This is a genomic window from Glycomyces sp. NPDC049804 (assembly GCF_040674615.1).
Classification (GTDB): domain Bacteria; phylum Actinomycetota; class Actinomycetes; order Mycobacteriales; family Micromonosporaceae; genus Glycomyces; species Glycomyces niveus.
The window spans coordinates 108,009-121,697 of sequence record NZ_JBFAMQ010000009.1 but is presented as its reverse complement, the minus strand read 5'-3'; the positions used below and the strand labels follow the sequence as shown (position 1 = coordinate 121,697).

The window sequence follows — 13,689 nt, the reverse complement described above, 5'->3', positions numbered from 1 at the left end:
GTCTGCACGACGCGGGTCCGGGAAGCCTCCGGGGCCGCCCGCGCCTGCGGACGACCCCTCGCTCGATCGCGCTGCGGCGCTAGGTCATTCGGCAGTCAGGTGGAGCATGACCGCCTGCGCCGGCCACAGGCCCGGCAGCTGCAGGCCGACGTCGCAGAGGACGCGGCCGGGCGCGGTGACGGCGTCCTTGCCCAGCCACGGCGGGGTCGTCCAGCCGTGTTCCGCCGCGCCGATCTCGTCTCGCACCCGCAGCGTGTAGCGGCGCTCGGGGTCGAGGCCGTCGAGCCGGACCCGTTCGGGCAGTGCGTCTTCGAGCGAGGCGACCGTGGCGAGGGTGAAGACCGCTTCGGAGCGGTCGGCCGCGACGACGCCGCGCACGCGCAGCGCCGGATCCACCGTGTCCGGGTGCACCACGGTGCCGGTGTGCAGCAGGCCGCGCAGTTCCTTGTACAGCGCGCCGAACGCCTTGATCTGCTCGGTCTCCTCCTCGGTGCAGGAGAGGATGTCCCATTCGAAGCCCGCCGAGCCCTGCAGCGAGGTCGCGATCCGGTAGGCGAGCGGCGTGGCCCGCCCGGAGGAGTGCGCGGGGGAGGGGCCGACGTGCGCGCCGATCATCTCGGGCGGCAGCACCAGCTCGGTCCAGCGCTGGATGTCCTGGCGCTCGACGGGGTCGTTGGAGTCCGAGGCCCACACCCGGTCGGTGCGGGCGAGGATGCCGAGGTCGGTGCGGGCGCCGCCGGAGGAGCACGACTCGATCTCCAGGCCCGGGTGGTCGGCCTTGAGCCGGTCGATGAGCCGGTAGGTGGCGAGGGTCTGCAGGTGCGTGCCCGGCCGCCCCTCGTGGACGGCCTCGACGAGGTCGCGGTTGTGGTCCCACTTGATGAAGGCGATGCCCAGACGCTCCACCAGGGTCGACATCTGCGACCGGAGGTGCTCCCACGCGTCCGGGTTCGCCAGGTCCAGCACGTACTGCGTGCGCCACGACAGGCCCTCGGGCGACGGCACGGACGCGGGGTTGGCGAGCAGCCAGTCGGGGTGGCTGCGCGCGAGGTCGGAGTCGAGGTTGACCATCTCGGGCTCGAACCACAGCCCGAACTGCATGCCGAGGGAGCGCACGAGCCCGGCGAGCGGTTCGAGGCCCTCGGGCCACGCGGCCGGGTCGACCTGCCAGTCGCCGAGCCCGGCGCGGTCGTGGCGGCGGGCCATGAACCAGCCGTCGTCGAGCACGAACCGCTCGACGCCGATCGCGGCCGCCTTGCGCGCCAAGGCCTCCACCCGGGCCGGCTCGTGGTCGAAGTACACGGCCTCCCAAGTGTTGAGCACGAGCGGACGGGCGGTCTTCGGGCGCTGCGGGCGGGCGCGCATCCACGTGTGGAACCGGTCGGCGATGCCGTCGAGTCCGGTGTCCGACCAGGAGAAGTACGCGGTCGGCGCGTGGTACGACTCGCCGGGTGCGAGCCGGATCTCGTTGGGGCGCAGGAGCTCGCCGGCCCCGAGCAGCGTCACGTGGTCGGTGTGGCGGTCGGTGCGGTGGCGCACGTCGGCGCTCCAGCCCAGGTGCACGGCCCACACGTGGCCGGTGCGGTTGCGCGGCATCCCGTTGGAGGCGAAGGTGACCCACGGCGAGTCGTGGCCCCCGCGCCCGCGTCGCGATTCGCGCACCGTGGAGCCGCGGGGGATCGCGCTCGTCGCCGGGGCCTTCTCACGGGCCCAGCGGCCCGTGAAGGAGGTGAGATGGTCGGCGGTCTTCGGCACGGGAAGGGCCGCCTCCAGCCATGCCACCTCGAACGGCTCCCCGTCGGCGTTGTCGATGCCGGAGTTCTCGAGTTCGAGGTCGACCAGCACGAGCCCGCCCGCCTCGATGGCGATTCGGGTCGTGAGCGCCAGACCGGTGACCTCGTCGATCGCGATGAACCGCGCGTCCGCTTCCTCGATGCGCACCGAAGTCTCCGACCAGCGCGGGAAGACGGGGCGCCCGCCCTGGGTGACCAGGAGGCCCGGGCGTCCCGCCCAACCGTCGGATTCCTGCGGCGCCAAGGGAACCCGCCACGCGGCGTCGAGCGTGCCGGGGGCGGTCTGGCGGCCGGTGAGGCGGTCGAGCCCGTCGAGGTCCGCGGCCGTGAGCGGGCCGAGGTCGGCGCCCCAGTGCAGCACGGCCGGGAGCCCCGCGTCCGGGGCGCTGAGGATGAGGGCCACGCCGTCGCGGCGCAGGAGGATCGGGGTTCCGTGGTTCACGTTGCTCCTTCGGGTGCGGACAGTGCTTGCGGCGCTTGCAGCGTGGTCGGCAGCAGCGCCGCCGCGCGTTTCGCGCGGTGGAAAGCGGCGCGGAAAGGCGCGGTCCAGGGGCACGCTACATGGCTTAACCGGGTTAACGAAACCGTATTCTCAGCCCGTTCCAATGATATGTGATATGTGATATGTTACTGCGAATCCGACGGCGTGAGGCAGCACGCAAAGGGTTCTACGGCACGCACCCTCCCGCGCACCCCCCGCATGCCAGCGCGAACTAGCGATTGGAAACCCCCCATGATCAGAAGAGCAACCCGCGCGGCGGCGGCGCTCGCGGCGGTGGCGCTGCTGCTCACCGCGTGTTCCGGCGGCGAGAGCGGTTCGGGCGGCGACGGCCCCGGCGGCCAGCCGCAACAGGGCGGCACCGTCCACATGCTTCAGAACGCCGACTTCTCCTACCTCGACCCGGCCCGCGGCTGGGACGGCGGCGTCAACGCCTTCTACCGCCTCATCTACCGCGGCCTCACCATGCAGGCCGCGGGCGACGCCGAGGACCCGAACGCCGTCGTCCCCGACATGGCCGAAAGCCTCGGCACCGCTTCGGAAGACGGCCTCACCTGGACCTACACCCTCAAAGAGGGGCTGAAGTTCGACAACGGCGACCCCATCACCTCTGCTGAGCTGAAGTTCGGCATCTCCCGGGCCTGGGACCCGGAGATCGGCATCGGCTCGCCCTGGCTCCGGAACACCATCGAGGCCCCCGCGGACTACCAGGGGCCGTACCAGTCCGGCGAGCACCCGGGGATCGAGACCCCCGACGAGCGCACGATCGTCTTCCACCTCAAGGCCCCGTTCCCCGAGTTCGACAACGTGGTGGCGCAGGTGAACGCCGTCCCGTTCCCGATCGGCACCGGCGCGGGCGACGAGTTCATCAAGGACGTCATCGCCTCCGGGCCCTACACGCTCGAGTCGTACACGCCCGGCAGCTCGATCAAGCTGGTGCGCAACGAGCACTGGGACCAGGCCACCGACGACGTGCGCAAGGCCTACCCGGACGCGTGGGACTTCGAGATCGGCCTCGAAGGGGCCACGATCGACGAACGCCTCCTCGCCGGGCAGGGCTCGGACGTGAACGCCATCTCCGGCAAGGTCCAGCCCGCGACCCTGGCCCGCCTCCAGTCCCCGGAGCTCCAGGACCGCGTCGTCAGCGCCGAGGCCTACTGCGTTACCTACATGGGCATGGACACCACCCAGGCCCCGTTCGACAAGCTCGAGGTGCGCCAGGCGATGAACTACGCCGTCGACCGCACCTCGCTGCAGACCGCCTCGGGCGGCACGCAGCTCGCGCTCCCGGCGACCACGATCATCCCGGACGCGGTCAACGGCCACAAGGACTTCGACCTCTACCCGAGCGAAGGCGACAGCGGCGACCCCGAGAAGGCCAAGGAACTGCTCGAGTCGGTCGGGCTGGGCGGCGGCTTCTCGTTCGTCCTCGACATCCGCTCGAACCCGATCATGCAGGCGCAGGCCGAGTCGATCCAGCAGGCCCTCGCCGAGATCGATGTGGAGGTCGAGCTCAACGTCATCGACACCTCCACCTTCTACGAGACCATCGGCACCCCGTCGCAGATGCACGACGCGGCGATCACCGGCTGGTGCCCGGACTGGGCCTCCAGCTCCAGCACCATGGTCCCGCCGCTCGTCGACGGCCGCGTCATCACCGAGAAGGGCAACACCAACATCGCCCAGATCGACGACCCCGGCATCAACGCCCGCATCGACGAGATCCGGGCGATGACCGACCTCGAGGCGGCGAACGTCGAGTGGGGCGAGTTCGACGAGGAGGTCATGGCGCTGGCGCCGATCGTCCCGCTGCTGCAGGAGCCGAGCGTGTTCCTGCCGGGCGAGAACATCGCCGGGTACATCCCGAACACGAGCATGACCGACCTGACCATCATCGGCCTGAGCGACCCGTCGCGAGGCTGAACTCCGATGACCTTCACTCCGAGTGAGCTCGAAGTCGAAGGCGCCGCGGGCGGCGAGGCGGTGCGTGAGGGCGCCGCCGCGCCGCCCGCCCGCGGGGGGAACCTCGTCCGCGCCTTCCTCCGCGACCGCGCGGCCGTGGCCTGCAGCGTCTACATCCTCCTCATCGTCCTCATGGCACTGGCCGCGCCGCTGCTGGTGAAGCTCAGCGGCTACGGGCCGCTGGAGTTCGACCAGGACGCCGTCGACCCGAACCTGGGCGGCATCCCGCTCGGGACCGCGGGCGGCATGGGCGCCGACCACTGGTTCGGCGTCGAGCCGGGGAACGGGCGCGACATCTTCGCGCGGATCGTCTACGGCGCCAGGGTCTCGATGCTCATCGCGATCTCGGCGACGGTGCTGACGGGCGTCCTCGGCGTCGTCTTCGGCCTCGTCGCCGGCTACTTCGGCGGGCGCGTCGACATGGTGGTCTCGCGCGTCATGGAGTTCCTGATGGCGTTCCCGGCGCTCATCTTCATGATCGCCGTCCTCTCGGCACTGCCCGCCGAGAACCGCCAGGTCCTGCTGGTGCTGGTGATCTCGTTCTTCGGCTGGCCGTACCTGGCTCGCATCGTTCGCGGGCAGACCATGTCGCTCAAGGAAAGGGAGTTCGTGGAAGCCGCGAAGGCCTCCGGGGCGACGAGCGCCCAGATCATCTTCAAGGAGATCCTGCCGAACCTGACCTCGACGATCATCGTCATGACCACCCTGGCGGTGCCCGGCTACGTCGGCACCGAGGCGGGCCTGTCCTTCCTCGGCGTGGGCGTCGTCCCGCCGACGCCGTCCTGGGGCCAGATGATCGCGAGCTCGGTGGCCTGGTACGCGGTCGACCCCGCGTACTTCCTCATCCCGGGAGCCTTCCTGTTCCTGCTCGTGCTCTCCTTCACCGTCCTCGGCGACCGCATCCGCAGACTCCTGGGGGAGGGGACCGCATGATCCGCTTCGCCGCCAACCGCGTGCTCGGCATGCTCGTGGTGCTGTTCCTGGTGTGCCTGTTCACGTTCGTGATCTTCTTCGTGCTCTCGCCCGACCCGGCCGTGCAGATCTGCGGCAAGAACTGCACCCCCGAGGCGATCGACCGGATCCGCGCGAACCTCGGCGTCGACCGCCCGTTCTGGACCCAGTTCGGGACGTTCCTCGCCGGGCTCTTCGCGGGTCGCACGTACGGGACGGGCCCGAACGCGATCGACTGCGCCGCACCGTGCCTGGGCTACTCCTTCCAGTCGAGCCAGGCCGTGACGGACATGATCGTCCAGCGCCTCCCGGTCTCGGCCACCGTGGCGGTCGGCGCCGCCGCGCTGTGGCTCCTCGCCGGCGTCGCCGGGGGCCTGCTCAGCGCCGTGCGAGAAGGGAAGTTCGCGGACCGGTTCATCGCGGGCCTGACCCTCACCGGCATGTCGATCCCGAACTACGTGCTGGCGCTCTCGCTCCAGTTCGTGCTCGTGGTGACACTCGGCTGGCTGCCGTTCCCGCAGGCCGTGCCGTTCTCCGAAGACCCGCTGCAGTGGTTCCAGAACTTCCTCATGCCCTGGATCGTGCTCGCGATCGGCATGGCCGCGGTCTACACCAGGCTCACCCGCGCGAACGTCATCGAGACCTTGCAGGAGAACTACGTGCGCACCGCCCGCGCCAAAGGGCTCAGCCCCGGCCTGGTGTGGCGGCGGCACGCGCTGCGGCCCGCGCTCACTCCGATCGTCACGATCTTCGGCATGGACTTCGCCGGCCTGCTCGGCGGCGCCCTCATCACCGAGACCGTGTTCGGGCTGGGCGGCATCGGGAAGATGGCCGCCGACTCGATCACCAAGAACGACCAGCCGGTCATCATGGGCGTCACGCTGCTCGCGGCCTTCCTGGTCGTCGTCGGCAACATGGTCGTCGACCTGCTGTACACCGCCATCGACCCGCGAGTGCGAGTGGGGAGCACGGCATGAGCGACACACTGCTGCGCGTACGGGGACTCACGGTCGCCTTCCCCGACGCCAACGGCCCGGGCGAGGTCGTCAAGGCCCTCGACTTCGACCTGGCGCGCGGCGGCGCGCTCGGCATCGTCGGCGAGTCGGGCTCCGGCAAGTCCATGACGAGCCTCGCCATCATGGGCCTGCTCCCCAAGGGCGCCGAGCGGACCGGCTCCATCGAGTTCGACGGCGCCGAACTGACGGCGCTGCCCGAACGCGCCATGCGCTCCTACCGGGGCGACCGGATCGCGATGATCTTCCAGGACCCGCTCTCGTCCCTCAACCCGTACTACACGGTCGGGACGCAGATCGCCGAGGCCTACCGCTCGCACCGCGCCGGCGTGACCCGCCGCCAGGCCCGGGCCGTCGCCATCGAAGCCATGGAACGCGTCCACATCGCCGACGCCGCAACGCGAGTGGACCACTACCCGCACCAGTTCTCCGGCGGCATGCGCCAGCGCGTCATGATCGCGATGACCCTCAGCATGGAGCCCGAGCTCATCATCGCCGACGAGCCCACCACCGCCCTCGATGTCACCGTCCAGGCCCAGATCCTCGACCTCCTGGCCGAGATCCGCGCCGACACCGGGGCCGGGCTCATCCTCATCACCCACGACCTCGCCGTCGTCAGCGAGGTCGCCGACCACATCGTCGTCATGCGCGACGGCGACCTCGTCGAGCAGGGCACGGCCGAGCGGATCTTCACCGATCCGCAGGCGCCCTACACCCGGATGCTTCTCGACGCCGTGCCGCGCATCGACGACGAGATCGGCCTGCTGCGCACCCTGACCGAGGAGGCCCGATGACCGACACCCTGCTGCGCGCCCGGAACCTGGTCAAGGAGTTCACCGTCTCCGGCGGCGGCCTCCTCGGCCGCTCCGGGACGTTCCGGGCCGTGGACGACGTCTCACTGGAAGTCCGGCGCGGCGAGACCCTCGCGCTCGTCGGCGAATCGGGCTCGGGCAAGTCCACCACCGCCCGCCTCATCGCCCGGCTCATCGACACCACCGGCGGCACCATCGAGTTCGACGGCCGCGAGGTCCACGCGCTCACCGGGAACGCCCTCCACGCCTTCCGCTCCGAAGTGCAGATGGTGTTCCAGGATCCGTACTCGTCCCTGAACCCGAAGCACACCGTGGAGCGGATCGTCACCGCGCCGCTCGTCTACCAGCGCCGCCCGATCCCCGGCGGCGCGCGAGCCTTCGCCGGCGCGCTCATGGAACGCGTCGGCCTCGACCCCGACCACGCCACCCGCTTCCCCGCCCAGTTCTCCGGCGGGCAGGCCCAGCGCATCGGCATCGCCCGCGCGCTCGCAGTCTCGCCCAAGCTCATCATCGCCGACGAAGCGGTCTCCGCCCTCGACGTCTCGGTCCAGGCGCAGGTCGTCAACCTCCTGCGGCAACTCCAGGACGAAGAGGGGTTCAGCTACCTCTTCATCGCCCACGACCTCGCCGTGGTCCGGCAGGTCGCCACCCGCGTGGCGGTCATGAACGGCGGCCGCATCGTCGAGACCGGCGACCGCGACACCGTCTTCGACGCCCCGCAGGACCCGTACACGCGCAGGCTCCTCGCCGCCGTCCCGCGCATCCGACCCGAATGGGACGCTGCCCGGAGGCGGAACGAGCAGGCCCGCCGCGAACGAGAGGAAGCCGAACTGTGAAGGACCCCAAGGCGGAATACCAGCTGCCCGGCATCTGGGTGCGGGAGCGCCACACGACCGTCCCGCTCGACTGGTGGCGCCCCGAGGCCGGCGCCATCGACGTCTTCGTGCGCGAGCTCGTCGACCCCGACAAGCGCCGCGACGACCTGCCGCTCCTCACCTACCTGCAGGGCGGCCCCGGCGGGGCCAACCCGCGTCCGCTCGAACCCGGCGGCTGGATCAAAGAGGCCCTACAGCACTACCGGATCGTCCTGGTCGACCAGCGCGGCACCGGCCGCAGCACCCCGCTCGACGCCCAGATCCTCTCCGCCATGGACGCCGAGACCGGCGCGGACCACCTCGCGCGCTTCCGGGCCGACTCCATCGTCCGCGACCTCGAGCACGTGCGCACCCACCTCTACGAAGGGCGCGAATGGGCGACGCTCGCGCAGAGCTACGGCGGCTGGCTCACCCTCGCCTACCTCTCCCACGCGCCCGAGGCGCTGGCCGCCGCGTACGTGTGCGGCGGCATCCCCGGCAACCCGATGAGCGCCGACGAGGTCTACCGCCGCACCTTCGACCGCGTCGCGGCCAAGACCGCCGAGTACTACCGCCGCTACCCGCACGACGTGGAGGCCGTCGCGCGGATCGCCGACCGGCTCGCGGCCGAACCGGTCCTGCTCCCCGACGGCGACGTGCTCACCGTGCGCCGCTTCCAGTCCCTCGGCATCGACTTCGGCATGAAGCCCGGCTTCGAGCGCATGCACTGGCTCGTCGAGGACGCCTTCGTCGCCGGCGACCGCCTCTCCGAGGGGTTCCTCGCGGGCGTCCTCGCCCGCACCTCCTCCGCCGGGAACCCGCTCTTCTGGACCCTCCAGGAGTCCATCTACGGCGACGGCCCCAACGGCCCCACCGCGTGGGCCGCCCAGCGCGAACGCGACCGACGCCCCGAGTTCGGCGAGGCCGTCCGGCCGCTGCCGTTCACCGGCGAGATGGCGTTCCCGTGGATGTTCGAGGAGGTCCGGCTCCTGCGCGGCTTCGGCCCCGCCGTCCACGCCCTCGCCGCCCGCGAGGAATGGAGCCCGATCCTCGACCCCGCACGCCTGGCCGCCAACGAGGTCCCCGTCGCGGCCGCCGTCTACTTCGACGACATGTTCGTCGACTCCGGACTGCAACTCGACACCCTGCGCGGCATCGGCAGCGCCCAAGCGTGGGTCACCAACGAATACGAGCACGACGGCATCGGAGCCGAGCGGGTCTTCGCCCGCCTGCGCGACCTGGTGCGCGACCGAGGAGGAGAACGGCGATGACCGGCCAGAGGCCGCCCTACGCGGGCACCCGCTACCCGAAGATCAAGGACAGCAAGGGGTTCACCGACTTCATCGCCACCGGATGGGGCACCGACCCCGTCCCCGCGGCGCCCGTCGCCGGCGCCGCCGAAGCGGCCGCCGACCACCGCCGCCGGCTCAGCGAGCGCCTGCCCGGCGAGACGCTCGTCGTCGCCTCCGGCTCCGCCCCGACCCGCAACGACGACAACGTCTACCCGTTCCGACCCGACAGCGACTTCGTGTGGCTCACCGGCTGCCAGGCCGAGGACGCCGTCCTCGTCATGACCCCGCGCCCCGGCGGCCACGACGCCCGCCTCTACCTCCCCCCGCCCTTCCGCCCCGGCGAGACCGGCTTCTTCGGCGACGCGAACCACGGCGAACTCTGGGTCGGCGCCTCCCCGGGCCTCGCCGAATGGGCCGACGCCCTCGCCGTCGACGTCGCACCCGTCGAACACCTCGATGAACTGGACATCAAGGGCGCGTTGACGATCCGAACCGCCGACGCGGCCCTCACCGCCGAGCACGGCCTCGAACCCTCCGCGCTCCTCGACCGGCACCTCTCCGTCCTGCGCATGGTCAAGGACGCCTGGGAGATCGCGCAGATGCGCCTCGCCGTCGACGCCACCGTGGACGGCTTCGCCGCCGTCGCCCGCGAGATCCCGCGCGCCGTCGGCGAAGGCCTCGGCGAGCGCTGGCTCCAGGGCACCTTCGACCGGCACGCCCGCACCCACGGCAACGGCGTCGGCTACACCACCATCGTCGGCTCCGGCCCCAACGCGCCCGTCCTCCACTGGACCCGCTGCGACGGACCCGTCCTCCCCGACGCCGCCCTCCTGCTCGACATGGGCGTGGAGGCGAACAGCCTCTACACCGCCGACGTCACCCGCACCCTCCCCGCGAGCGGCGCCTTCAACCCGCAGCAGCGCGAGGTCCACGACCTCGTCGAGAAGGCCCACCGCGCCGGCATGGCCCAGGTCCGCCCCGGCGTCCCGTACCTCGACTTCCACTTCGCCGCCATGGAGGTCGTCGCCCAGGGCCTCCACGACTGGGGCCTGCTCGCCGTCTCCGTGGACGAGGCGCTCTCCCCGCAGGGCCAGCAGCATCGCCGCTACCTCGCCTGCGGCATCGGCCACCACCTCGGCCTCGACGTGCACGACTGCGGCCACGCCGAATACGAGGAGTACATGGGAGCCGACCTCGAACCCGGCGTCGTCATGACCGTCGAACCCGGGCTCTACTTCCACGCCCACGACCGCACCGTCCCTCCGGAACTGCGCGGCATCGGCGTGCGACTCGAAGACGATCTCCTCGTCACCGAGGACGGCGCCGAAATCCTCTCCGCCGCCCTCCCCATCGACGCCGCCGGCGTCGAAGCCTGGACCCAGGCCCGCCTCAAGGAAGCCCCGTGACCGCACCCTCCCTGCGGCCCTTCCCGCTCGGCGCGGTCCGCATCGCCGACACCAGCGTCTTCGCCCGCGCCCGCGACGAGATGCTGCACCTCGCCCGCGTCTACCCCGTCGACCGCCTGCTCGCCGTCTTCCGCCGCAACGCCGGACTCGACACGCGCGGGGCGCTCCCGCCCGGCAACTGGGAGGACTTCGGCCACCCCGACGAACGCCCGTGGAGCGAGGCCGACTACCCCGGCCGCGAGCACGCCCCCACCGCGAACCTCCTCCGCGGCCACTACGCCGGCCACTTCCTCTCCATGCTCGCCCACGCGGCGGCGGGGGAGCGCGACCCCGCCCTGCACGCCAAAGTGGACGAGTTCGTGACCGGCCTCGGCGAGGTCCGGGACGCGCTGGCCGCCACGGGCCGCTATTCCCACTACGGCTTCCTCGCGGCCTACGGCGAATGGCAGTTCTCCCGCCTGGAGGACTTCGCCCCGTACGGCGAGATCTGGGCGCCCTACTACACCTGCCACAAGCTCATGGCCGGGCTACTCGACGCGTACGAGCTCGCCGGCAACGAACAGGCGCTCGGCCTCGCCAACGCCATGGGCCGCTGGGTGCACGGCCGCCTCTCCCGTCTCGAACCCGAACGCCGCCAGCGCATGTGGTCGCTCTACATCGCGGGCGAGTTCGGCGGCATGAACGAGGCCCTGGTCCGCCTCAGCGCGGCCGCGGGGGAGCCTCGGTTCCTCGAGACGGCCGCGTACTTCGACCAGGAGAACGTCCTCGAAGCGGGCGCGAGCGGCACGGACATCCTCACGGACATGCACGCGAACCAGCATCTGCCCCAGCTCATCGGCTATGTCGATGCGTTCGAACAGACCGGCGATGTGCGCTATCTGAAAGCGGCGCAAGGCATCTGGGCCCAGATCGTGCCCAGTCGCATGTACGCCCACGGCGGGACCGGCGAGAGCGAACTGTGGGGTCCGCCAGGCGCCGTGGCCGCGGACGTGGGCCACCGCAACGCCGAGACGTGCGCGGCCTACAACCTGCTGAAGCTCGCTCGCCGCCTCTTCGCGCACGCCCTCGATCCGGCCTATATGGACTACTACGAGCGCACGGTCCTCAACCACATCCTCGGCTCGCGCCGCGCGGTGCGCTCTGACACCGGTCCCGAGGTCACCTACATGTTCCCGGTCCACCCCGGCGCGTTCCGCGAGTACGGAAACACCGGGACCTGCTGCGGCGGCACCGGCCTGGAGAACCACGTCAAGTACCAGGACACGGTCTATCTCCACGGGGCCGAGGGGCTGTACGTGAACCTCCCGATCGACTCCGAACTCGACTGGGAGGAGGCAGGGCTCCGGGTCCGGCTGCGCTCCGGCTACCCGCTCGGCGAGGGCGTCACGCTCGCCTTCGAGGGCGACACCGCCGTGGAGCGCACCGTGCACCTGCGCGTCCCGGCATGGGCCGCAGGCGATCTCGAACTGCGCCTCAACGGGGCGCCCACTGGCGCGAGCCTGGTCCCCGGTCAGTACGCGGCCGTCACCCGCGCCTGGAAGTCAGGCGACGAACTGCACCTCGCCACGCCGGCGCGGCTGCGCTCCGAACCGGCTATCGACGACGAGCGCCAGTGCGCGCTGTTCCTCGGTCCGACGCTGCTGCTGGCCCGCTCGGAGCTGACCACGCCGCTGCCGTTCCCGCTCGCGGCCCGCCGCGACGAGCACGGCCTCCCGGACGGCGCCGAACTGCTCGCCGAGCTCGCCGTCGCCGGCGTCGTCACGCTCGACGACATCGAGTTCGAGCCGTGCTGGTCGGGGCTGGACACGAAGTACCACATGTACGTCCGCTCCCACGAGGCCGAGATCGCCTTCGACGGCGTCGGCTCCGGCATGCCTGGGGTGGCCATCGAGATCCTGACCGAACCGGCCCCTTCAGGCTGGTACACGACCGCGCCCGCGGTCCGCCTCCACGCGCTCGAATCCGAGACGGCCGAGGCGGTGAGCCTGGAATGGCGGCTCGGCGAAGGCGACTGGCGGCCCTACACCGCGCCGTTCACCGTCGAGACCCAAGGCGCGCACCGCATCGAGGCCCGGGTGCGCGACAGCGAGGGTCGCACCGCGGCCACCGCTCGCGAGATCAGCGTGGACACCGCGCCGCCCGTCTCCCGCGCCACCGTGAAGGAACTCGGGTCGAGCTGGGAGATCACACTCCACGCCGATGACGACGTGTCCGGTGTGGAGCGGATCCAGTGGGAGGGGCCGGGCACGTTCTGGGGGACCTTCCAGGAGGCGTTCGTGCGCGCGATCGGCCCCGAACCGCAGGTGATCGAGTACGCGGCGACCGACCGGGCGGGCAACGAGGAGCCGCGGCGGCGGCTCGTGATCCCCGGGACCGGCGGCGCGCGATGAGCGACCGCCGCCTCGAGCCCGGCGAGAGCCTGCGGGTGCGCGTGGGCCGGATGCTCTCGCTCGCGATCATCTCCGGCGAGCTCGCCCCCGGCACGCTCATGACCGTGCCGCGGGTCGCCGAGCAGTTCGCGGTCTCGGCGACCCCGGTCCGCGAGGCGATGCTCGACCTCGAGAAGCGCGGGTTCGTGGAGACGGTGCGCAACAAGGGATTCCGGGTCACCGCGGTGAGCGACGAACTGCTCCAGGACATCGTGGAGATCCGGCTGCTGCTCGAACCGCCCGCGATGGCCCGCGCGGCCCGGGACTTCCCGGCAGACCGCCTCGCCGACTTTCGGGCCCAGGCCGACGCGATCGTCGCCGGGGCCCGCGCGGGCGACCTCCCGGCCTATCTCCTCGCCGACCAGCGCTTCCACCTCGAACTCACCGCGCTCCTCGGCAACGGCGTGCTCGTGGAGACCATCGCGGACCTGCGGGAGCGCACCCGCCTCGTCGGGCTCGTCTCCCTAGTCGAGTCGAGCCGCCTCCACGTCTCGGCCGACGAGCACCACCGCCTCCTCGACCACCTCGCCGCGGGCGACGCCGACGCCGCCGAAGCCCTCATGCGCCAGCACATCCGCCACGCGACCGGCTGGTGGGCGGGCAAAGCCGAAGACCGCGCCTGACCCCGGCCGAAGATTCTCGCGACTTCCCGTCACAAAACGCGGGCCCGCGCTGTCC

The 13,689-nt window shown here is 71.4% G+C and carries 10 protein-coding genes; 9 read left to right on the top strand and 1 reads right to left on the bottom strand.

Annotated features, from left to right (window positions below; genetic code table 11):
* Positions 1 to 84: 84 nt before the first annotated feature.
* Entirely contained in the window at positions 85 to 2,235 is a 2,151-nt protein-coding gene (locus AB0K52_RS16355; RefSeq protein ID WP_363532395.1) for an alpha-galactosidase, read from the bottom strand.
* Positions 2,236 to 2,526: 291 nt separating this feature from the next.
* Here AB0K52_RS16355 and AB0K52_RS16350 point away from each other — a divergent pair, with 291 nt between their 5' ends.
* From AB0K52_RS16350 to AB0K52_RS16310, 9 genes are read left to right on the top strand one after another with little or no spacing between them, the layout of a single operon-like run.
* Positions 2,527 to 4,215: an ABC transporter substrate-binding protein gene (locus tag AB0K52_RS16350; RefSeq protein ID WP_363532392.1), complete on the top strand. Its 1,689-nt coding sequence runs from the start codon at positions 2,527 to 2,529 to the stop codon at positions 4,213 to 4,215.
* A 6-nt stretch (positions 4,216 to 4,221) separates the two neighbouring features.
* Entirely contained in the window at positions 4,222 to 5,187 is a 966-nt protein-coding gene (locus tag AB0K52_RS16345) for an ABC transporter permease (protein WP_363532389.1), read from the top strand.
* Positions 5,184 to 6,182, top strand: coding sequence for an ABC transporter permease (locus AB0K52_RS16340; RefSeq protein ID WP_363532386.1), 999 nt, complete (start codon positions 5,184 to 5,186; stop codon positions 6,180 to 6,182). Before AB0K52_RS16345 ends, AB0K52_RS16340 begins: the two co-directional genes overlap by 4 nt.
* Positions 6,179 to 7,012 carry an ABC transporter ATP-binding protein gene (locus tag AB0K52_RS16335; protein ID WP_363532384.1) on the top strand — a complete coding sequence of 278 codons (834 nt, stop codon included), beginning with the start codon at positions 6,179 to 6,181 and terminating at the stop codon, positions 7,010 to 7,012. Before AB0K52_RS16340 ends, AB0K52_RS16335 begins: the two co-directional genes overlap by 4 nt.
* Positions 7,009 to 7,866, top strand: coding sequence for an ATP-binding cassette domain-containing protein (locus tag AB0K52_RS16330; protein ID WP_363532381.1), 858 nt, complete (start codon positions 7,009 to 7,011; stop codon positions 7,864 to 7,866). The genes AB0K52_RS16335 and AB0K52_RS16330 overlap by 4 nt, the downstream gene beginning before the upstream one ends.
* On the top strand, positions 7,863 to 9,155 hold the full coding sequence (locus AB0K52_RS16325; RefSeq protein WP_363532378.1) for an alpha/beta fold hydrolase: 1,293 nt from the start codon (positions 7,863 to 7,865) through the stop codon (positions 9,153 to 9,155). Before AB0K52_RS16330 ends, AB0K52_RS16325 begins: the two co-directional genes overlap by 4 nt.
* Complete coding sequence (locus tag AB0K52_RS16320; RefSeq protein ID WP_363532376.1) at positions 9,152 to 10,582, top strand: aminopeptidase P family protein; 1,431 nt, start codon at positions 9,152 to 9,154, stop codon at positions 10,580 to 10,582. Before AB0K52_RS16325 ends, AB0K52_RS16320 begins: the two co-directional genes overlap by 4 nt.
* Complete coding sequence (locus AB0K52_RS16315) at positions 10,579 to 12,972, top strand: beta-L-arabinofuranosidase domain-containing protein (protein ID WP_363532374.1); 2,394 nt, start codon at positions 10,579 to 10,581, stop codon at positions 12,970 to 12,972. Before AB0K52_RS16320 ends, AB0K52_RS16315 begins: the two co-directional genes overlap by 4 nt.
* On the top strand, positions 12,969 to 13,634 hold the full coding sequence (locus AB0K52_RS16310) for a GntR family transcriptional regulator (protein WP_363532371.1): 666 nt from the start codon (positions 12,969 to 12,971) through the stop codon (positions 13,632 to 13,634). Before AB0K52_RS16315 ends, AB0K52_RS16310 begins: the two co-directional genes overlap by 4 nt.
* Positions 13,635 to 13,689 lie beyond the last annotated feature (55 nt).

Coding starts and splice junctions, on each gene's coding strand:
- AB0K52_RS16350 (WP_363532392.1), top strand. CDS start 2,527: ATGATCAGAAGAGCAACCCGCGCGGCGGCGGCGCTCGCGGCGGTGGCG.
- AB0K52_RS16345 (WP_363532389.1), top strand. CDS start 4,222: ATGACCTTCACTCCGAGTGAGCTCGAAGTCGAAGGCGCCGCGGGCGGC.
- AB0K52_RS16340 (WP_363532386.1), top strand. CDS start 5,184: ATGATCCGCTTCGCCGCCAACCGCGTGCTCGGCATGCTCGTGGTGCTG.
- AB0K52_RS16335 (WP_363532384.1), top strand. CDS start 6,179: ATGAGCGACACACTGCTGCGCGTACGGGGACTCACGGTCGCCTTCCCC.
- AB0K52_RS16330 (WP_363532381.1), top strand. CDS start 7,009: ATGACCGACACCCTGCTGCGCGCCCGGAACCTGGTCAAGGAGTTCACC.
- AB0K52_RS16320 (WP_363532376.1), top strand. CDS start 9,152: ATGACCGGCCAGAGGCCGCCCTACGCGGGCACCCGCTACCCGAAGATC.
- AB0K52_RS16310 (WP_363532371.1), top strand. CDS start 12,969: ATGAGCGACCGCCGCCTCGAGCCCGGCGAGAGCCTGCGGGTGCGCGTG.